Origin of the sequence: Synechococcus sp. WH 8016 (assembly GCF_000230675.1) — a bacterium.
Classification (GTDB): Bacteria; Cyanobacteriota; Cyanobacteriia; order PCC-6307; family Cyanobiaceae; genus Synechococcus_C.
Genome location: NZ_AGIK01000003.1, coordinates 201,748 through 220,428 on the forward strand (window position 1 = coordinate 201,748; position 18,681 = coordinate 220,428).

General features: G+C 54.8%; 22 protein-coding genes. 9 read left to right on the forward strand and 13 right to left on the reverse strand.

Translation table 11 applies throughout. From position 1 onward, the window contains the following. The first annotated feature begins 69 nt into the window (after positions 1-69). Complete coding sequence (locus tag SYN8016DRAFT_RS09505; RefSeq protein WP_006854166.1) at positions 70-504, forward strand: hypothetical protein; 435 nt, start codon at positions 70-72, stop codon at positions 502-504. Positions 505-518: 14 nt separating this feature from the next. Here the strand turns inward: SYN8016DRAFT_RS09505 and SYN8016DRAFT_RS09510 are convergent, their stop codons facing one another. The 3 genes from SYN8016DRAFT_RS09510 to SYN8016DRAFT_RS09520 form a co-directional block, all read right to left on the reverse strand. Continuing rightward, entirely contained in the window at positions 519-1,040 is a 522-nt protein-coding gene (locus tag SYN8016DRAFT_RS09510) for a DUF1269 domain-containing protein (RefSeq protein WP_006854167.1), read from the reverse strand. A 46-nt stretch (positions 1,041-1,086) separates the two neighbouring features. Then, the gene (locus SYN8016DRAFT_RS09515) at positions 1,087-1,629 is read right to left on the reverse strand and encodes a hypothetical protein (RefSeq protein WP_006854168.1); all 543 of its coding nucleotides are present in this window, start codon (positions 1,627-1,629) and stop codon (positions 1,087-1,089) included. A gap of 106 nt (positions 1,630-1,735) precedes the next feature. Then, positions 1,736-2,284: a SprT family zinc-dependent metalloprotease gene (locus tag SYN8016DRAFT_RS09520; protein ID WP_006854170.1), complete on the reverse strand. Its 549-nt coding sequence runs from the start codon at positions 2,282-2,284 to the stop codon at positions 1,736-1,738. 99 nt (positions 2,285-2,383) lie between these two features. Here SYN8016DRAFT_RS09520 and SYN8016DRAFT_RS09525 point away from each other — a divergent pair, with 99 nt between their 5' ends. Genes SYN8016DRAFT_RS09525 through SYN8016DRAFT_RS15550 form a run of 4 tightly spaced genes read left to right on the forward strand, consistent with a single transcriptional unit; the run spans position 2,384 to position 6,193 of the window. Then, complete coding sequence (locus SYN8016DRAFT_RS09525) at positions 2,384-2,803, forward strand: hypothetical protein (protein ID WP_006854171.1); 420 nt, start codon at positions 2,384-2,386, stop codon at positions 2,801-2,803. Positions 2,804-2,813: 10 nt separating this feature from the next. Continuing rightward, the gene (gene ligA / locus SYN8016DRAFT_RS09530; RefSeq protein ID WP_038014269.1) at positions 2,814-4,907 is read left to right on the forward strand and encodes an NAD-dependent DNA ligase LigA; all 2,094 of its coding nucleotides are present in this window, start codon (positions 2,814-2,816) and stop codon (positions 4,905-4,907) included. A 15-nt stretch (positions 4,908-4,922) separates the two neighbouring features. After that, a complete protein-coding gene (locus SYN8016DRAFT_RS09535) occupies positions 4,923-6,038 on the forward strand; it encodes a TIGR00341 family protein (protein ID WP_006854173.1) in 1,116 nt (371 codons plus the stop codon). Next, a complete protein-coding gene (locus SYN8016DRAFT_RS15550) occupies positions 6,035-6,193 on the forward strand; it encodes a hypothetical protein (RefSeq protein ID WP_006854174.1) in 159 nt (52 codons plus the stop codon). Before SYN8016DRAFT_RS09535 ends, SYN8016DRAFT_RS15550 begins: the two co-directional genes overlap by 4 nt. Before the next feature lie 172 nt (positions 6,194-6,365). Here SYN8016DRAFT_RS15550 and SYN8016DRAFT_RS09540 read toward each other — a convergent pair whose 3' ends face one another. Further along, positions 6,366-6,977 carry a TVP38/TMEM64 family protein gene (locus tag SYN8016DRAFT_RS09540; RefSeq protein WP_083825907.1) on the reverse strand — a complete coding sequence of 204 codons (612 nt, stop codon included), beginning with the start codon at positions 6,975-6,977 and terminating at the stop codon, positions 6,366-6,368. A gap of 205 nt (positions 6,978-7,182) precedes the next feature. Here SYN8016DRAFT_RS09540 and SYN8016DRAFT_RS09545 point away from each other — a divergent pair, with 205 nt between their 5' ends. Continuing rightward, positions 7,183-8,148: an ABC transporter substrate-binding protein gene (locus SYN8016DRAFT_RS09545; protein WP_006854177.1), complete on the forward strand. Its 966-nt coding sequence runs from the start codon at positions 7,183-7,185 to the stop codon at positions 8,146-8,148. Positions 8,149-8,284: 136 nt separating this feature from the next. Here SYN8016DRAFT_RS09545 and SYN8016DRAFT_RS15835 read toward each other — a convergent pair whose 3' ends face one another. Further along, positions 8,285-8,527 (reverse strand): hypothetical protein, encoded by a 243-nt coding sequence (locus tag SYN8016DRAFT_RS15835; protein ID WP_253909850.1) that lies wholly within the window; start codon positions 8,525-8,527, stop codon positions 8,285-8,287. Here SYN8016DRAFT_RS15835 and SYN8016DRAFT_RS09550 point away from each other — a divergent pair. Further along, entirely contained in the window at positions 8,417-9,727 is a 1,311-nt protein-coding gene (locus tag SYN8016DRAFT_RS09550; protein ID WP_371212445.1) for a mechanosensitive ion channel family protein, read from the forward strand. The two genes, SYN8016DRAFT_RS15835 and SYN8016DRAFT_RS09550, sit on opposite strands and share 111 nt — an antisense overlap. Here the strand turns inward: SYN8016DRAFT_RS09550 and SYN8016DRAFT_RS09555 are convergent. The 4 genes from SYN8016DRAFT_RS09555 to SYN8016DRAFT_RS15840 form a co-directional block, all read right to left on the reverse strand. Continuing rightward, positions 9,644-10,432, reverse strand: coding sequence for an ABC transporter permease (locus tag SYN8016DRAFT_RS09555; RefSeq protein ID WP_006854179.1), 789 nt, complete (start codon positions 10,430-10,432; stop codon positions 9,644-9,646). The two genes, SYN8016DRAFT_RS09550 and SYN8016DRAFT_RS09555, sit on opposite strands and share 84 nt — an antisense overlap. Further along, a complete protein-coding gene (locus tag SYN8016DRAFT_RS09560) occupies positions 10,433-11,230 on the reverse strand; it encodes an ABC-2 family transporter protein (RefSeq protein WP_006854180.1) in 798 nt (265 codons plus the stop codon). Further along, positions 11,230-12,204, reverse strand: a complete 975-nt coding sequence (locus SYN8016DRAFT_RS09565) for an ATP-binding cassette domain-containing protein (RefSeq protein WP_038014372.1) — start codon at positions 12,202-12,204, stop codon at positions 11,230-11,232. The genes SYN8016DRAFT_RS09560 and SYN8016DRAFT_RS09565 overlap by 1 nt, the downstream gene beginning before the upstream one ends. A 125-nt stretch (positions 12,205-12,329) precedes the next feature. Further along, entirely contained in the window at positions 12,330-12,467 is a 138-nt protein-coding gene (locus SYN8016DRAFT_RS15840; RefSeq protein WP_253909852.1) for a hypothetical protein, read from the reverse strand. 66 nt (positions 12,468-12,533) lie between these two features. Here SYN8016DRAFT_RS15840 and SYN8016DRAFT_RS09570 point away from each other — a divergent pair, with 66 nt between their 5' ends. Next, positions 12,534-13,418 carry a mechanosensitive ion channel family protein gene (locus SYN8016DRAFT_RS09570; protein ID WP_253909853.1) on the forward strand — a complete coding sequence of 295 codons (885 nt, stop codon included), beginning with the start codon at positions 12,534-12,536 and terminating at the stop codon, positions 13,416-13,418. A gap of 10 nt (positions 13,419-13,428) precedes the next feature. Here SYN8016DRAFT_RS09570 and SYN8016DRAFT_RS09575 read toward each other — a convergent pair whose 3' ends face one another. Then, positions 13,429-16,173, reverse strand: coding sequence for a valine--tRNA ligase (locus SYN8016DRAFT_RS09575; protein ID WP_006854183.1), 2,745 nt, complete (start codon positions 16,171-16,173; stop codon positions 13,429-13,431). 91 nt (positions 16,174-16,264) lie between these two features. Here SYN8016DRAFT_RS09575 and SYN8016DRAFT_RS09580 point away from each other — a divergent pair, with 91 nt between their 5' ends. Next, positions 16,265-16,546, forward strand: a complete 282-nt coding sequence (locus SYN8016DRAFT_RS09580; RefSeq protein ID WP_216725589.1) for a hypothetical protein — start codon at positions 16,265-16,267, stop codon at positions 16,544-16,546. A 41-nt stretch (positions 16,547-16,587) separates the two neighbouring features. Here SYN8016DRAFT_RS09580 and SYN8016DRAFT_RS09585 read toward each other — a convergent pair whose 3' ends face one another. The 3 genes from SYN8016DRAFT_RS09585 to SYN8016DRAFT_RS09595 form a co-directional block, all read right to left on the reverse strand. Continuing rightward, entirely contained in the window at positions 16,588-17,433 is an 846-nt protein-coding gene (locus tag SYN8016DRAFT_RS09585) for a hypothetical protein (protein WP_006854185.1), read from the reverse strand. A gap of 85 nt (positions 17,434-17,518) precedes the next feature. After that, the gene (locus tag SYN8016DRAFT_RS09590) at positions 17,519-18,178 is read right to left on the reverse strand and encodes a 2OG-Fe(II) oxygenase (protein WP_006854186.1); all 660 of its coding nucleotides are present in this window, start codon (positions 18,176-18,178) and stop codon (positions 17,519-17,521) included. Continuing rightward, positions 18,178-18,645 (reverse strand): hypothetical protein, encoded by a 468-nt coding sequence (locus SYN8016DRAFT_RS09595; RefSeq protein WP_006854187.1) that lies wholly within the window; start codon positions 18,643-18,645, stop codon positions 18,178-18,180. Before SYN8016DRAFT_RS09595 ends, SYN8016DRAFT_RS09590 begins: the two co-directional genes overlap by 1 nt. Positions 18,646-18,681 lie beyond the last annotated feature (36 nt).

The following is an 18,681-nucleotide window of genomic DNA, read 5'->3' on the forward strand; positions in this document are numbered from 1 at the left end:
CCAAATTTGTGCTTGTCAACTTGCAGCAAATCAGGCGATCGGGATCATGACGCTAGTTGCGATGGTTTCATGACAACGACCCAGTGGCTAACCCTGTCCGACCTCGGACGCCGCTTTGGGCTTTCAGCCAGACATTGCGGCCACGCTCTCGACCATGAGGGATGGCGCGACCACAACGGACATCCAACCCAAGCAGCCATCACAGCCGGTGCCGCTCAGCGCCACAACAGATATCAGCACGGCACCTCAAACCGCTGGAACGTCGAGATCTGCGCCGCTGTGCTTTCCAAGCATGGCAACCACCCCATCCATCGCAGCGAACAGATTTCACAGTGGGTGACCTTGCTCGAAGCCATGGAAGAGGGATCGGCCTCTGTCTCGACGAGCCCAGATCAAATGGCTGAAGATCTGCCATTTGATCTGATCGAAGAGGTGAACCATCAACTCAGCCATCGAGGCTGTCGCTTTCAGGTCCAACGTTTCGAAGAATGCACCAGCCCCTAAATCAACCCTCTTAATCAACCCAACCTGAGGCCTTCGGCCTGCCGGCGTGCCCGCTCGAGTTGCTCCTTCAGCAGGTCTTCATCGGTATGGCTGAGGTTGGTGTGGATCAACCGGGCATGGGGCGCATGGCGACGTAGACGCTCAATCACACGATCGGGCGTGGCCTCTCTCACTAACAACGCCAAAGCAGCGCTGCCCACAGGAAGGGTTTCCGCGAGCTCTTTCAAAAAGTTGTCATTGATGCCCATGTCATTGAGCGATCCAGAGGCGGCACCAGCCCCCGCACCCACGGCGAGACCTAGCAACGGGTTGGCAAAAACCAAACCGATCAACAGACCCCAGAAGCTTCCTCCCATCGCTCCAGCCGCCGTCATGTTGATCGCCTGACGCAAGTGCACATGGCCGTCTTCTCCATGCTCAAGCACCACGGCATCCTCAAGAGCAATCAAATGCTCTTGTTGGATCGTGACCAGCTCGCGGCGCACCTCCTCCGCTTCTTGAGCTTTTGGAAAGCCCACAACCACCAAATTGCTCATACAGACAACGTCTTTTCAGAAGGTTAGAGAGCAAACGTCCCAGCGATCAGTCCCTTCGCCGGCTGGAACGAGGCAAGGGGCGCCTGGAGGAACCACGGGACAGAGGCTGGGGCGATGCCGCCGTTGATGGGGACGCCGTTGATGGGGGGGGTGCAGACCGGGACCAGCGCTCCACGCGGAAACTTTCGTCATCAGGCCAACTGTTGTCAGCCTCCCCATAGAAGGACTCAGGCTCAGGCAGCGGTGCAACATTCACCCGCCGTGAGATCGCATCAAGAGGTCGCTTACGGCTTGATGCAACAGACGATTCAGCCCGCAGGGGTGGTTGAACCGGATCCCTCCAGTCTTCTTCTTCGTCCATCAGCCAATCGATCTTGTCGCCGACCCAGCGACCCACGGTTTCGAGATCCATGCCAGGACGGGCTCCTCCACCAGGCCTTCGCCCAGGTCGCGTGCCAGCAACACCATCCACCAACTGGCGGCCGGTTTCAAGCCACTGATCCAATCGCCGATCACCAACATCTTGACTGCGCTGCCCCTGACTGCGCTGCCCCTGAATGCGCTGCCGAGGTTGAAAACGTCCATCCATCTCCTGACCTTAACGACGACGCTGCTGCAGCCAACGCTCCCTTTGCCAACCGATCAACGCAATCGACACCCCGCCAGCTTCTAGGACCCAAAGAAACAAATCCATCTCAATCCTGAGCGGGGGCAGGTACATAGCTGAGTAGACAACTCACATGCCAGTGACCGTCATGATGCCGATCACAGCACAACCTGCAAGCCGCTTGCCTGACCCGGCGCCGATAGGGAGTCCGCTGTTCACAGATCGGACAGATGGCAATCCAACGCGGGGGGCTTTGCTGAACCGGAAAACGATGGCGAATGCTCACCTTGAATCGAGTTTGAGACGCATTAATCGCCTCCATCTGGGCCCGAAAGCAAGGGCCATGACTCTCCCGTTGCCCCAAGACCAGGTCCACCCAGGCATGGATCATTTCGTGACAGAGGGTGCTCTCGGTGGCGGACCGTGGCAAGGGATCCAGCAAGGGTTTTGAGAGCACAATCTCCCGACCAAGAGGCGGTGCAACCGCCGGCCCGCGGCGATAAAAGCCCGCCGTCTTGCGCATCCGCCCATCACTCCAGCGCAAGGAGACCAGGGGGCCCGTGCCCCGCACCAGGCCGCCATCGAAATGTTCTCGATTAAGCCTGTGAAACAAAGGCAGCAGTGGCTCGAGGGGCATGGGGACTGAGAAAGAAGCCAAACAGCACGAAAGTCGGCTCAGTCTGCCTCGTTCCTGCATCCAGTCAGTCAGAATCTTCACTCATTCGGATGCACCCCGATGGAACTGGGCTTGGTTCGCGAGATCGGTAGCAAGGCTTTATTAGCCGGCGGTGGAGCGCTGCTGCTCTACTGGACGATCACGGCGGTGAAGCTGGTGCTGAGCGCCCGTGGCATCAATCCGCTGATCAAGCAGTTCTTCACGCAAGTGGCAGCGGGAAGAATCGATGCTGCTTACTTGCTCACCACCAAGAACTATCGCCAGCACGTGAACCGTCAACAGTTCATTCGCTATCTGGCGGGTTTGAAGCTCAATCGCTTCCGCAATCTCAAATCTGGTCGCCCCCGGCTGCAGGAAGGCAACATCATCCTGACCGTGAAGTTGATCGCAGACGACAAGGAAGAGATGCCCCTGGATTTCACATTTATCAAATCGGATGAGTCCTGGAAGATCGAGCGCATCGTCGCCGTGAACAGCTGAGCACGAAGCGTTGAGTGGGTCGCAGCCGGTTAGATCGTCCAGCAGCTCTCGATGGCGAGCAGAGGAATTGCGGCGCCTGCTCAACCGAGCGGCACACGCCTATTACGTCCTCGACGCTCCGGTCATGGAAGATCCGGTGTACGACCAGCTCTACAAGGAGCTTCAAGAGCTAGAGCACCAAGATTCAGCCTTGGTGAGTGCAGACAGCCCAACCCAGCGCGTGGGTGGGCGCCTATCGGAAGGCTTCAGCAGCGTGCGCCACAGGATTCCCCTGTTCAGCCTCGACAACGCGTTTAACCACGACGAGCTCCATGGCTGGTATGGCCGATTGCTCAAGGTGCTGGATCGCGCTCCCGCCGAAGGATCTCCCCAACCGGCCCTGGCCATGGTGGGAGAACTCAAAATCGACGGCAACGCCCTTGCCCTGAGTTATGAAAACGGCGTCCTGGTTCGGGCGGCAACGCGCGGAGACGGAGAACAGGGAGAAGAGATCACCGCCAACGTGCGCACCATCGGCTCCATTCCCTTGCGCTTGCACATCGAACCGGCACCAGCCTGGGTGGAAGTGCGTGGCGAGGCCTTCATCCCCGATGCCACCTTTCAGGCCATCAACAACGAACGCCTAAGCCGCGCCGAATCACTGTTTGCCAATCCCCGCAATGCCTGCGCTGGAACGTTGCGCCAACTGGATCCAACCGTGGTGGCCTCGAGACGGCTGGACTTTTTCGCCTACACACTGCAACTGCCGGACGATTGGCAAGGACGACGACCACTCACCCAATGGGATGCCCTGCAATGGCTGGGAGATGCGGGATTCAAGGTGAACCCCAATGCGGGTTTATTGCCAGACCTTCCATCGGTGGAGCAGTTCTTCGACACCTGGGACACAGAGCGCCGGCAGCTCAATTACGCCACTGACGGTGTGGTGGTGAAGCTCAATGATTTACGGCTGCAGGATGCAGCGGGATTCACCCAAAAAGCACCACGCTGGGCGATTGCGCTCAAGTACCCAGCAGAAGAAGCGCCCACCAAGATCCTCAGGATCAGCTGTCAGGTGGGACGCACCGGGGTGATCACCCCAGTGGCGGAATTCGAGCCTGTGCTCTTGGCCGGCACGAGCGTTAGCCGGGCCAGCCTTCACAACGCCGACAGGCTGGTGGAACTGGACCTCCACAACGGCGACACCATTGTGGTGCGCAAGGCAGGAGAGATCATCCCGGAAGTGGTGCGGGTGTTGCCGGAGCTACGGCCTGCGCTGGCCCAACCCGTGGAGCTCCCCAAGACCTGTCCAGCCTGCGGATCCAGCCTTGTGCGCGAAAGCAGCGAAGCCGCCACGCGCTGCATCAACAGCAGCTGCCCCGCGATCCTGCGGGGTGCCCTGCGCCACTGGGTCAGCAAGGGGGCCATGGATGTGGATGGTCTGGGCAGCAAGCTCATTGAGCAACTGGTGGATCGAGGCCTCGTCCAATCGATTGCAGACCTGTATCGCCTCGACATGGCCTTGCTTGGCAGCCTGGAGCGCATGGGCGCAAAAAGCGCCGAGAATTTAATTCAGGCGTTGGAAGCATCCCGCTCTCAAGGATGGGCCAAACAGCTCTATGGCCTCGGAATCCATCACGTTGGAGAGGTGAACGCCAAGGCGATTACCGCTGCTTTTTCCGATGCAGACAGCCTGAATCAAGCGGCTTGTCAAGCACCAGAGAGCATCACCGCCATCTTTGGCATCGGCCATGAAATTGCCCAAAGTTTGCAGCAGTGGTTTTCCAACCCAGCCAATCAACAGCTCCTCGATGCATTGCGCAGCCTCGGATTCAGCCTGTCTCTCAATGAGGAGGAACAAACGCGAGCCAACGCGACGGCCTCCAACCAGCAGCTCACGGGTTCCACCTTTGTACTGACCGGCACCTTGCCCACACTCACCCGCTCTCAGGCCAAAGAACAAATCGAGGCCTGCGGAGGGAAAGTATCAGGATCCGTGAGTAAAAAAACCAGCTATCTCGTGGCAGGCGACGAGGCGGGAAGCAAGCTCAGCAAAGCCCAGGCGCTGGGGGTCAGCATCCTTGATGAAACCGCCCTGCTGAACATGCTGAGAGAATCCTCTTAAAAATCCCAACCAGGCATGCCAAGCCTTTTTCAGAATCTTGTTGGGAGCCTCTCTGGTGAGTGGAGGCTGAACCTGGAGACGCAGGTCCCCAGGAACGACCTCTACAAAAGTCGCATTGCTTCTTCAAGACCAACCTTGGGTTTCTTTTTGCTGCTGATCTGTTCAGCGGTGATTGCAACGCTCGGATTGATCTCCAACAGCACCGCGGTGGTGATCGGCGCCATGATCGTTGCCCCGTTGATGGATCCAATCCTGAGCCTGGCCTTTGGCCTGGCGATTTCTGACGGGCGATTGGTGAAACGCTCCGCCATCACGGTAATCATTGGCGTTCTCACTGTGATTGGCACGGCAACGCTGTTTGGCTGGATCCTTGATGCCAGTGAGGTGAATCGAGAGATCTACAGCCGAACCGCACCCAACCTGATCGACCTCGGCATTGCAGTAGCTGCAGCCATCGCCGGATCATTCACATTGACCCGTGATCGGTTATCCAATTCGATTGCAGGGGTTGCCATAGCGGTGGCCCTGGTGCCACCGCTATGCGTGTGCGGGATCGGACTGAGCATGGGCTCAGAAGTCATTGCGGTGTTCGGTCGGGGAAGCGTTGCTGGACTCAGCAATCAGATCTCAGAAGGTTCTTTTTTACTCTTCCTGGCCAACCTAATTGGCATCACCGTGGCCAGCTTGATGGTGTTCTTGCTGCAGCGCTATGGCTCCATTCGCCGCAGCTGGCGCAACTTACTGGTTTGGTTAGGACTCCTTGGCCTGCTGTGCATTCCCCTAGCATCATCACTCCAAGACTTCAGCATTCGCCAAAACATTGACGCTCAATTTGCCACCTTTAAAGCGGGGCGAGTGAAGCAATTTGAAATGACCGAGAAGAATCCATATCTCTGGAAAAAAGTAAAACTGCTCTACAGCAATGTTCGCGTTGCTAAAAGCAATGCCACCATTGAGCTTGTCCTCAATGCCCAAGAAGGGCTGATCACACAAAAGGTCATCGACGAACTCCACCAGCGCATCATCACAAGAGCAAGGGAGGATTACGGCGTAGACGAAATCCGAGTTAATATTAGTGTTATTCCAAATCAAATCTTCAAATACAACTTCACCGAAGGCAAGAAATCATGAACTCACCCCAAGCCTTCCGCTGGATCAAAACAGAGTGTGGTAGAGCCAAGTATGTCGACTTAGCCTCTCGCAACGGCATGACAGCAAAGCTTCGTCTGGGATGGTTTGTGCTGATTGCTGCCGTGCGGGACCTTCAAGTTCCGAACCCAGACTGAAGCTCTCGCTCCCGCAGGCGGATCAACATCAAAAGAGTTAAAGTCATCAAAGAGATCATTTCTTTATCGACACCTGCCTTATCATTCCTAGGCAAAGAATCAAACCAGCAATTTTACACTTCAACCCATAATTCCCTGCTGAGAAGCAATTGATACGCGATTCAATCGTGTTTTAAGAAAAGTTGGTTTGTTCATCTGCCAGAGCGCGCTGCGCTGCGCGGCCAACCACCCAAACAACGGCGACTGTGGCCAAAACGCCTACCACTCTCAAGATCCAAGCCTGTGCTGAGGCTTCTCCAGCAAGCACCTCACCAAAACGAGCCGCATCACCGGCCAGCGCACCCAAGGCGCAAAACAAAATCGTGCCTGGGAGAATGCCAATTAAACCGATGCTGTAATCACGCAAGCTCACCTCACTTAGGCCATAAACCAAATTCAGCAACGAGAACGGAAACGCTGGAGATAGACGCGTCAACAGCACAAGCTTGAGCCCTTCTCGGCTGACGGCCCTCTCTACAGCTTGAAGCTTTGGATAGTGCGTCAAACGCTGGCTCGTCCAATTTCGCAACCAATATCGGCCGAGCAGGAACGCGGCCTCTGCGCCGAGACAGGCCCCCACAAACACAATCAGGCTGCCCCACCAGGTGCCATAAAGAGCTCCAGCCAACATCGAAGCCCATACCCCTGGAAGCAACAGCGTCACCCAAACCGCATAGAGCGGGATAAAGACCAGTCCACCCAAAGGAGAGCGCAGCCACAGCATCAATGGCTCAAACCAGGACATTCCCTCAATCATGTGTTCCACACCATCCGAGGCCACCAATCCATGCTGGTGGTTTTGGCGCCAACAGGGATCAAACCCACTTTTGCGCTAAAGATTGAACAACTGTTCAAGAGGGATGGAAGCAAACCGCCTTTGTGCCCCGATCAGGAGGAACAGGTACCCCATCGCTCTCCTGCTATGCACAGCCTTGCTCGGGGGCTGCGGCATGACCGATGGCCGAAGGTCGATCGTGTTGAAGGTGGCTCAAGCAAGCAATGAAAACGAACAACGCTCCCCCGATCGTTTTGAAGCAGAGCGGAAGATCAGCAAAGATTTTCAACAGCAATTAAAAGAAATGCAGCCTGGGATCAAGCTGCATCCTTCGATTTATCCCGAGGAGTCTCTCGAGAAGGAGTTGAAAGTTCAAACCAATAGCGGCCTAGGACCAGACCTCGTGATTGCAGATAGCAATCAAGCCTTGAACCTTTTGGCCTTGGGCCTAACCGAGCCGATCCAGCTGACGAAAGAGCGTCAGAACTTGATTAATCCTGCAGCCCTAGAGCGCGTTAAAACAGCCAGCGGATCTTTAGCGGGACAACCGATCTCGCAGTATCTCCAGCTGGCTTGCTTCGATAAACGCAAGCTCAAAAAAGCACCAACAACCCTCAAGGAGCTGTCCGAGGCCAGTGGCAAAGGCACGATTTTTGGAATGGTCACCAACCTCCAAGATCTTTACTGGAGCCTCGGCAGTTTCGGGGCTGGAGAAGCGTTAGCCACTTCGTTAGCAGGCAAGAAAGCCACTGTGGCGGCCCATGCACGACTCACTGAATGGATGCGTTGGCTCAAGGCCTCCAGCTATCAGCAAAATATTGTGTTTTTACCAAATCAAGCCGCCCTTCGAAAGGCGCTCATCCAAGGCGACATGCATTGGATCAGCTGTTGGAGTTCCCAGCTACCGCAACTCCGTGAAGAGCTCAAAGAGCATCTCGGCATCGCCCCGTTGCCCAATGGAGACTTTGGTCGTGCAACACCGATCACACGCTTGCAGGTCTGGGCACTTGGCAAAAATTCAAGCAAACGTCAACGGGCCGCAAGTCTGAACTTGCTGAATTTCATGGTGCAACCCTGGGCCCAAAAACCTATGCCCTCAAATACCGAACGGGCTATCCAGTCAATCCAGCCGCGGCACTGATCGTCAGCAAACAGTTACCTCAAGGGTTCAAGGCATTCACTGCAGATGAAAACAAACGGATAACCCGGGGAGACGCGATTGTCTCCGCAATCGACGCCCGACCGAGATTAGAGAAAGAGATTCAATCAACACTCAATCAGTTGATTTTCGATGGATTATCTCCTGAGAAAGCAGCCTCTGAACTTGAAACCCAGATCAAATCGAAGCGATGACTCTTTCCATGTCGTACCTCATCACGATCGGCCCCGGGGCCATTGCCAACGAACTCTTGAGCTGGCTCGCCTATCTCAACCGCGGCACCGTTCTTCTCCAACTGCTGTTGGTTGGCCTTGTGATGGTCGCGGAGAAACGCGGGGCCCTTCGACGGAGAGTGGAGCACAGGCTGCTTCCCGAACACATCCGAGTGCTGATCGGGCCCATTCTCCTCTTAATGAGTGCAGTCCTTTTCCTCCTGGTGGGCTTGCCATGGGGATTACTGCGCTATTTCGGACTTCTCTGGCTGGGCTGGATGCTATTTACACCCCTAAAGGCACTGCTTTTAAGGATCAACAAGAAATTTCCAGTTGACGAATTAGAAAGCACATTTTTAAGACCCGTCTACGTCATTGTCGCCACCATGTCTTTCATCAGACTGATGGGAAGCACAGAAAACTTGGCGCAAACTCCCGTCGCAAATTTATTTGGTGTTGAACTAACGCTGGGAAGAATTTACGTGGCAATCATTGCCATCTACGTCATCATGACGCTTTCCTCGAGGCCTGCAACGTTTCTGGCATGGCTTAGTGGGGTGCTGTTTGGAGTCCGCCCCAGAAACAGACGGGGATTAGAGCTCCTGTTCCGCTACAGCGTGATCATCATTGGCATCATCGGAGTGGCTTACTTCATCGGCATCGACGGCACAGCATTCATTGCCATCGCCGGTGGACTGTCGGTTGGAATCGGCTTTGGAGTGAAAGAAATCATCTCCAATTTCATCAGCAGCATCTGGCTGCTGTTTGAAGGGTCAGTACGCCCCGGAGAAATTTTGATGATCAACGGCGACCCCTGCACGGTGCGCAAACTGGGGCTGAGGGCCACTCAACTAAGGCGTGGACGCGATGGAGCTGAACTATTAATCCCGAATCAGAACTTCTTCACGCAAGAGGCCACATCCTTCACCGCAACAGAAACATCCAGACGTGACAGCGTAGTGGTTGGTGCCGCCTATGAGCACGATCCAGATATCATCGTTGAGCTATTAAAAACAATTGCGAAAGAGCACAAAAAAGTTTTAGAATACCCACCAGTTAATGCATTTGTAATCGACTTTGCAGAGTCTTCGATTAATTACAAGGTTCTCTTTTGGGTTTCCAACCCCCTCGATGCATTTGAAGTTGGCAGTGATATACGCCGAACAATCTGGAAGCAATTTGAACAGAAAGAAATCACCATTCCTTTCCCACAACGTCAGGTCTACCCAATGGAGTGGCCACCAAGCCTTCAACAAAGCCTGCACTCAGCTGGAAGCGGAGGTGTAATGCCGCAAGGCATACAACCAGAATTGACGGGCAGCGACGAAGAACCCCACAGCAAGGCCTAATCCCAGCCACAGCATGGATGCACTTGCTCGGCCCAGCACAACTTCAGCCGGAACTGTTGTCAGAAAGGCCACCGGAATCACCAAGGTAAACAACAAACGCAAAGGAGCTGGATAGGCCGCTACCGGATAGCGGCCTGACGCCAACACAGCTCGCAAAACCTCCGTTGCATTCCAGGTTTTCACAAACCAAATACTGGTCGCTGCAATCAGAAACCAAAGCGAATACAGAATCAGTCCACCAGCCAAGAGCATCAACAACACCAGTGCAATGCCTCCCGCCGACAAGGAAGCACCAGCCTGATGTCCGCCCCAAATCACCAAGAACAACCCCAGAACAATCTCCGGCAACCCGGCTGGCGAGATGGTCCGCAGTGACAACCAGAACTGACTATCAATCGGCTTTAGCAGCACAAAATCCAGCGTGCCTTCGCGTACATGGGTCACGATCGACGAGAGGTTGGGGCGTAACCAGGTGCTGGCCATCCCATCGAGAACCGTATAAAAACCCTGAACAATTAAGGCTTCGTGCCAGCTCCACCCACCCAAAGCCCGTCCTGGTCCAAAAAAAAGAGACAGCATGAACAGGCTGCCAAGCAAACTCAAGCCAACGGCAACGAGCTCAATCACAATGTTGAGTTGATACTCCAACTGCGAAGCCACTGCCGTTCCCCAAAATCGCCGCAGACTTTTGAAATAACGCCCCATTCAGGCCCCCATCGCGCTGTAACGCCGAACCCCAGCGCGCCAAAGCAGCAGGACCAGCGGCAAAAGCAACACAATCCAAGCCAATTGAATCGCAAATCCAGCCAACAAGTCCACAGGCTGTTCCGCTAAGACACGCGCCGGAAAGTCAATCAGATAGGGGAACGGCGTCCACTGGGCCAACCTGCGAACCAGGGGTGGAAAAGCGGTAAGAGGAGCCAGCAGCCCAGACAAGAACAGAAAAGGGATGAACAACAAGCGCTCAAGAGCACTGGCCTTCTCACTCCAAAAGCAAAGAGAAGCAATCAGGCTTTGCATCAGAAAAGCAATCGAGAAGGCCATCCATGTGGCCAACCAAGCCAGCACAAAGTGACCCAAGGATGGCAACCAAACGGCCTTGGGCTGTATCAAGAAGAAAATCGCGGTGATGGCCGCAGCAAAAGGCAAACGCGTGAGCTGCTCGCCAAGATGACTCGCCACATAACGCCAGAGCGGATGGAGTGGCTGAAGAAGATAAGGAGACAATCTCCCAGAGAGAGCATCCTCTTCAAAGGCATAAATCATCCAAACCACTGAAAACTGGCGCACTAAAAAGGCGCTCAAGAAATAACGATCAAGGCCCACTCCATCCATCCCCAACGCTCCACGAGCATCGCTGCCATTCCAAAGGCTGAGCATGATGAAAGGAAGAACACCGGAAAGAGCCCAAAGAGCAATTTCGGCGCGATATTCCAACATATGGGCGTATTCCGTGCCTAACAAAACCCGAATAATCTTGCGATTGAGTCCAAAAATCCGCATTACAAGCTTCCCTGGCGAAACAAATCACCAATCAGCTGGTCGATCGGGGGATCATTCACCTCAAGATCACGGACCTCAAAGCGTTCCAACAACTGAGCCACCACAGCCGTGAGCTCATGGGGCTGCACACGCAAGTTCACTTCGCAGTCGCAGCAACGATCGAGCCGGCCAAGACCAGCAAACGCCTCAGCCCCAACGGGTGAAGCAAGTTCCAAACGAACATGACGCTCGGGTGCGAGCCGAGCCGCCAAGCGATCAAGCGGGCCGTCATGGAACAAATGCCCCTGATGAATCAACAACACACGCGGACAAAGGGCCGTGATATCGGCCATGTAATGGCTCGTGAGCAGCACAGTGGCACCGGTTTTTTGGTTGTAATCAGCCAAAAACTGCCGCACTCTCGACTGCGCATTCACATCCAGACCAAGGGTGGGCTCATCAAGAAACAAAACATCCGGCTGGTGAAGCAAGGCAGCGAGAAGCTCAGCTTTCATGCGCTGGCCCAACGACAGCTTGCGAACGGGACGCGTGAGCTCCTCTCCCAACTCCAATAAATCCGACAGCTCGGAAATGCGGCGCTTGGCATCCCGATCACTAATGCCATAAACAGCAGCATTCACCCTCAAGGAATCCATCGGCGGCAGATCCCACAACAACTGCTGCTTCTGGCCCATCACCAGAGTGATCCGACGCAGAAAATCAGGATGACGCTTTTGCGGCTGATGACCTGCAACGACCACCTGACCAGCACTGGGGTAGATCAACCCACACAACATTTTCAAAGTGGTGGTTTTCCCGGCGCCATTGGCACCAAGAAATCCCACCATCTCTCCCGCAGCAATGCTGAAACAGACGTCGCTCACGGCTTGAACGTCACGGTGACGCCGGCGCATGAAGTGCTGCAAGGTTCCACCCAAACCCGGTTGCTTATCAGCAACTCGGTAAGTCTTGCTGAGGCCCTGAACCTCGATCACAACAGAACCATCAGTCACTCGCAGATATAGCGAACGCTATGGCATACCAAATCAATGAAATTTGAGAAGCCTCAACATTCGGCCTGATCGAATTCAAAACAGAAGGCAGACTGCAAGAGACAGGTCTACACAATGAGGCAATGAAGGAACGAATCGTTCAGGACTTGGACGTAATCCACTCCAACACTGGGGTGATGGTTGGCACTCTCGTTCTCCTGCTGCTTTGGCTTGTCCTTGGCCTCATAGAGCGGAGAGGACAACATCTTGGAGGCCTGATCGCCAAAGCGATCCGACAGCCATTGCTGTTAGGTCTCAGCGCTTCTCTGTATTTGGGCTGGCTAGGACGTCTCATCGCCAACAACGTTGCATGGCTGGACGGCAGCAACGCTTTAAAACTCTCCGCCACCATCACGATCCTCGCCGTCATGTGGGCGTTGCACCGATTGGGCCATGCCGTCATGGAAACCAGGCGGTTTGAGCGATGGCTCCATATGGACGACCCGAAAGATCGGGCAATGGCCATCAGCTTTATCGGGCGGATCTTCACGATCTTGATTCTCGTGATTGGTGCTGGTGCGTTGATGATCGCTTACGGCGTTCCTGCCACAGCCCTCGCGGCCTTGGGCGGCGGTGCAGGAGTCGGCCTGGCCTTCGGAACTCAAAACATCTCCCAAAACTTCTTTTCCGGCTTCATGTTGTTCTTTAACCGCCCCTTTAAGGAAGGCGACTGGATCAGCACGGACGGCCTGGAAGGAACGGTTGAACATATCGGCTGGTATCACACACGTCTACGGACATTTGAGCGACGACCGATGTATATCCCCAACGCAGTATTCGCCACAAACAGCATCGTCAATCCTGGGCAAATGTATAACCGCAGGATCCTGGCAAATATTGGCTTGCGCTATGAAGACATCCCTGCAATGGATACCATCACCAAACAAGTACGCGCACTTCTAAAAAACCACAACGCCATTGACAATGATCAAATCATCTTGGTTCACTTCAACGCATGGGAAAGCTCATCACTCAATCTTCAAGTTTACTGTTTTACTAAAACCACCGTTTGGCAGGACTACTTAGACATCCAGCAGGAGATTTTTCTGGAAATTGCAAACATCGTGAAGGCAAACAATGCCGACTTTGCTTTCGACTGCACCACCCTTTATCCAGCACCCAACCTGAAACCAGAGCAGTTATTCCCCGCATCCTGACGACCACAAATCAATCCAGATCCGCCAACCGTGTGCGTGCCAGGGCAGCCTGAGCCTCCGCTTCAGCAAGCTTTGCCTTGCATTCAGCCACCACCTCTGGCGGAGCCTTATCGGCGAAGTTTGGATTGCTGAGGCGTCCGGCTAGTCCCTTGATCTCCTTCTCCGCTTTGGCAATATCTTTTTCAAGACGGCCCTGAAGCGCTTCCAGATCAACAAGGCCTTCGATGGGCAGCAACACTTGCAACTCACCGCTCACACCAGCGAGTGCTTTCGCCACCGGCGCAGCATCGGCCTGAGCAGGCGTCATCACAGCAACCGAATCGGCGCGGGTCAAAGCCGTGATTTCAGCCGTCCCTTGTTCCAGCACCGCCATCAGCTCTGGGCGGCCCGTCACAAAACGCACGGGCACGGATTGCGATGGCTTCAAGCCGGCAACCGCTCGCAAGTTGCGCACCACACGGATCGCAGCAATCAGTTCAGCGAAGGAGGCCTCAAGCCCATCATCCAGCGCGGCTTGATCTAAGACAGGCCAGGGCTGAAGCGCCAGGAAAGTGGTCTCTGGTTCACCGGTGACGCTGTGCCAAAGCTCCTCCGTGAGGTGAGGCATCAACGGATGCAACATTAAATGCATTTGGCTGATCACCTTGGCCAGCACCTGCTGAGCGGTGAGCTGATCCGCCAATGCTTCCGCCGCAGGACTGTCGCCGGGATTGAGCCTGCGCTTGCTCAACTCCAAGTACCAGTCGCAAACATCATTCCAAGCAAACTCATACAAGCCTTTAGAGGCTTCACCAAGGGCATAACTGCTGTATCGCGCTACCGTTTCCTGATTCACGCGCGCCAACCGCGACAGAATCCAACGGTCGGCGAGCTGCAACGCAGACGGATCAGGTTCACCAAGCTGCGCGGGTGTGGCCCCACCCAGATTCATCAGGGCAAACCGGGTGGCATTCCAGAGTTTGTTGGCGAAGTTGCGCGACGCCTCCACCGTGGCAGACGTGTCCTTCTTGCGGTCGTAATCCAGGCGGATGTCCTGACCAGCCCCCGCCACTTCCCGCACCAAGGCGAAGCGCAAGGCATCGGTGCCGTAGCGCTCAATCAAGAGCAGTGGGTCGATGCCGTTGCCGGCACTTTTGCTCATCTTGCGGTTCTGCTCGTCCCGCACCAGCCCATGGATATAAACGTCCTTAAACGGCATCTCACCCGTGAAGGCGCCCGCCATCATCGTCATCCGGGCCACCCAGAAAAAGATGATGTCGAAACCCGTGATCAACGTGCTGGTGGGATACCAGCGCTGAAAATCAGCGGCATTCGCATCGGGCCACCCCAAGGTTGAGAACGGCCAAAGACCACTGGAAAACCAGGTGTCGAGCACATCCTCGTCCTGCTCAATCTGTGCACTAGCACCAAACTTTTCTTGGGCTTGGGCCAGCGCATCCGCCTCGTTCCGCGCCACGACATAAGGAGTGGTGTCGGTGTATCGGCCGCCGGTCTCACTAATCACAAACCAGGCGGGGATGCGATGGCCCCACCACAGCTGACGGCTAATGCACCAATCGCGAATATCCGTGAGCCAGTCGCGATAGACCTTCTCCCAGCGCTCAGGGATGAAGCGAGGATCCTGTTTCGCAAGGGCCTCACGACAGCGCGCCGCAAGGGGCTCCGTGTTCACAAACCACTGGGTAGAGAGCAGAGGCTCCACAGGCACCTTGCCCCGATCGGAGTGGGGAACCGTATGCCGATAGTCCTCCACCTTGACCAACAAACCCTCCTGATCCAGGGCTGCCACCACAGCCTTGCGCGCCTCAAAGCGATCCATCCCTTCGAAGCGACCCGCCTCGGCATTCATCGTGCCGTTCTTGCGCATCACCGTGATCTGAGCCAGTCCGTGACGCTGCCCGATCGCAAAGTCATTGGGGTCATGAGCTGGTGTGACCTTGACGCAGCCAGTCCCAAACTCCTTCTCCACGTGATCGTCGGCAACGATCGGGATCTGACGGCCGGTAAAAGGCAGATCAAGGGTTTGACCAACCAAATGGGCATAGCGCTCATCGCTGGGGTTCACCGCCACCGCCGTATCACCGAGCATGGTTTCTGGCCGGGTGGTGGCCACTTCGAGATGTCCCTCACCACTGCTGAGCGGATAGCGGAAATGCCAGAGATGGCCATCCACCTCCTTCATCTCAACCTCCAGATCACTCACCGCGGAGCCCGAAGCGGGGCACCAATTCACCAGATACTCGCCTCGGTAAATCAGGCCCTGCTCATGCAACCGAACAAAGGCCTCTTTCACCGCCTCGCTCAGGCCTTCATCCAACGTGAAGCGTTGTCGCTTCCAGTCGACGGAATACCCCAGCCTGCGCAACTGATCAACGATGCGCCCGCCACTATCCGCTTTCCACGTCCAAGCCCGCTCCAAAAAGGCCTCACGCCCAAGGTCATGGCGCGTTTTGCCCTCCTCCTTCAGCTGCTTCTCAAGAATGGTCTGGACGGCGATCGAAGCGTGATCCGTGCCAGGCAGGCAAAGCACATTTTTGCCGGCCAACCGTTGATAGCGGACGATCGTATCGATCAGAGCGGTGTTGAAGGCATGCCCCATGTGCAGGCTGCCGGTGACATTGGGCGGAGGGATCACCACCGCAAACGGTTCGCCCTCAGCCGCAGGATCGGGATGAAAGGCCCCCTCGTCCTCCCAGGCCTTCTGCCATCTGGCTTCCGTACCAACCGGGTCATAGGTCTTCGCCAGATCCGACACGGGTAGAGCCCATACACGCCATTCATGGTCGCAAAAGACGTTTTCAGGCGGCTTGACAGCGATGATCAAACGGCGTCAATGCCGAGAATCCATGGACTCCACTTTTAACGATCTCAGCGCTGCAATCGAGCAGATGCTCGAAGCTGTGGCCCAAAATGACGATCTGAAAAGGGGCCTGCGGATGGCCACCACCGCTAGTGCCGTGAGCGAAGTGGCCGCCCAGGCAGGGGTTGAGATCGACCCTGCGGCACTGGTGAAGCATTACGCCCAACGCTTGCTCGATGCACCCGATGCAACCGCGATCCACAACTTCGATCTCTGCAGCTGGGATGCCGGTGAGTTGCTGTGGACAATGAAAAACTGGCATTCGTGAAGAATTAAATCAGCCGTCAGCGCAAACTAAACATTTTTTAGTTAGACACCTCGACCCAAACAACTCGCCTGCAGGACACTCACAGTGTCCTCAAGCACGTCTAAAGAAACATTTTCAACTGATCGCGGATCCGACAAAGCGAACGGATTATCGATATCAGCAATCAGACGTAAAACGAGTAAAACAAGAAAAGCAATGATCGCGATGAAAAACACTGAATCAAAGAGACTTTCAGACTTTGCAAAGACCAATCCGCACAGCATCAGCGCTGTCCCGAAATAAGCCATCCAGTAGGCAAGAGGTACAAAACTGGTACCTCGAATCACCTTGACACGCTTCACAAGCCCCAAGATTTGGTCCATACCAAGCATTAAGCGCCCACGAAGACTTGACACGTCCCCCTTAAACAAACTCGCCGCATGCACAACACATTGATGCAACTTATGATAATCACTCATTAAATCGAGATAACTACTTCCATCCCTCAGCCAACATACAAGACTAGAGCCAAAGCAAGCAATTTCCATAGCATGCTCTTCCACTTGAGCACCAGGCTGATACACAGGAATTGCCAAGACCTCCAAACTCAGAGACTCCAGACTTGCAGCCAAGCCAGACGGTATTTTTTCAGCCTCCTTAAAGTCTGCCAAAACTCCAGTAAGCAAAAAACCCAAAAGAAAAACTGTTGACGCAACCGTTGCCGAAAACAATTGACTAACTCCAATCAGCTCAAAGCCCAATTCATGAATTACTACTTTTAAGCAACACAACATCACCACTTGAAGAGCAATATCTAGAACTGCCCTAATCCGCCTCTTCCTCTCAAATTGATGACCTGCACGATACTTTAACTTCGAAGCAGCCTTGGACAGCAAAACGCGTCTCATCTCAAAGCATCAATGACAATCAAAAACATCAAGATTAGATGGTTAATAGTGATTCTACCAAAAAGCCTTTCAAGCAGCCTATCCTCTAAATGGAGAGTGAATCAATGCATTCCTCATATGCTAGGCGTTGCATAAAACCCTGATACGAACCAGCATTGATCCAGCCCGTGGCAATCGTTTTACTGAGATCCGGATTCACCCTGCCCCGATGAATATGCGATGGACCCGCAGGGAAAATCACTAACTTCCCGCGCTCGGCAGGTTCGTGATGGTTCTGCCAATGGAATTCCGTGCCTGCTTCTTCCACCGTGTCGCAATAAAGAATCCAAGCCAGCACGCGATGCACGGGCTCAGTCGCTTCATCGCTGATCGTCCAATCGCAATGCCACTGCTTAAAACCTTCTCCAGGCGCATACCGCTGCAAGTTGAAGATCGGCATGACAAACAACTCTTGATCAGGGCAAACCGAACGGAACAGAGGTCTTTCTTGCAGATAGCGCTCTAAACCAGCAGCAACGCCGCGCAAGATCACCTCCGACAATCCGACGGCGTCTGGATCACTGCGATCAATCGCAACCAAGCTGATATCCGTTGACACCTTGGCCGGTTCCTCATCAGCACCTCCAGGTCCAAAGGCCACCCCAGCCCGCTGCAGATCCCTGCGGCGATCAAAAAAGGCCATGGCACCATCCGCCACCGCTTCAAAACCGGCGTTGCGATACCGAGCGATCAAGTCAGTAGTCATCAGGCTTCAAGACGTTTCCAAGGAATCGCAACAACGCCATCGAGGGCTTGCCACTGACTGCGATCGGCACTCACAAGCTCCAACAAATCAACCCGCTTCAAGGCACGGGTCAAGCACTCCGGAGCCAAAACCGCAGGGTCCTGCGGGGCCTGAGACAGCAACAGCACTTGAGAATCAGCTGGATCCGCCAAGACATGCAACTCAAGATCGCCCAGCTCTCGCTCAAAAAACGTGCGGCGCATCCGCGTGGTGATCCGTTCGCCTAGCGCCTGAGCGAAATGCTCAAAACTGTCTGCATCACCAGAAAGTCCGCAATTCAAGGCAAGCCAGATCATCAATTTGGCCCAACTGTCCACAGTCCACAGCGGTTGAAAACTGAGACGGTGCTGTCGAATCAGCTCCAAAAGAGCGAAGTCCACAAGGGTTCCCTGCAGTTGATCAGGATCCGGAAGGCTCATACCGAACATCTGCTGCAAGACATCTTCCCCCCTGGAGGTCAAACT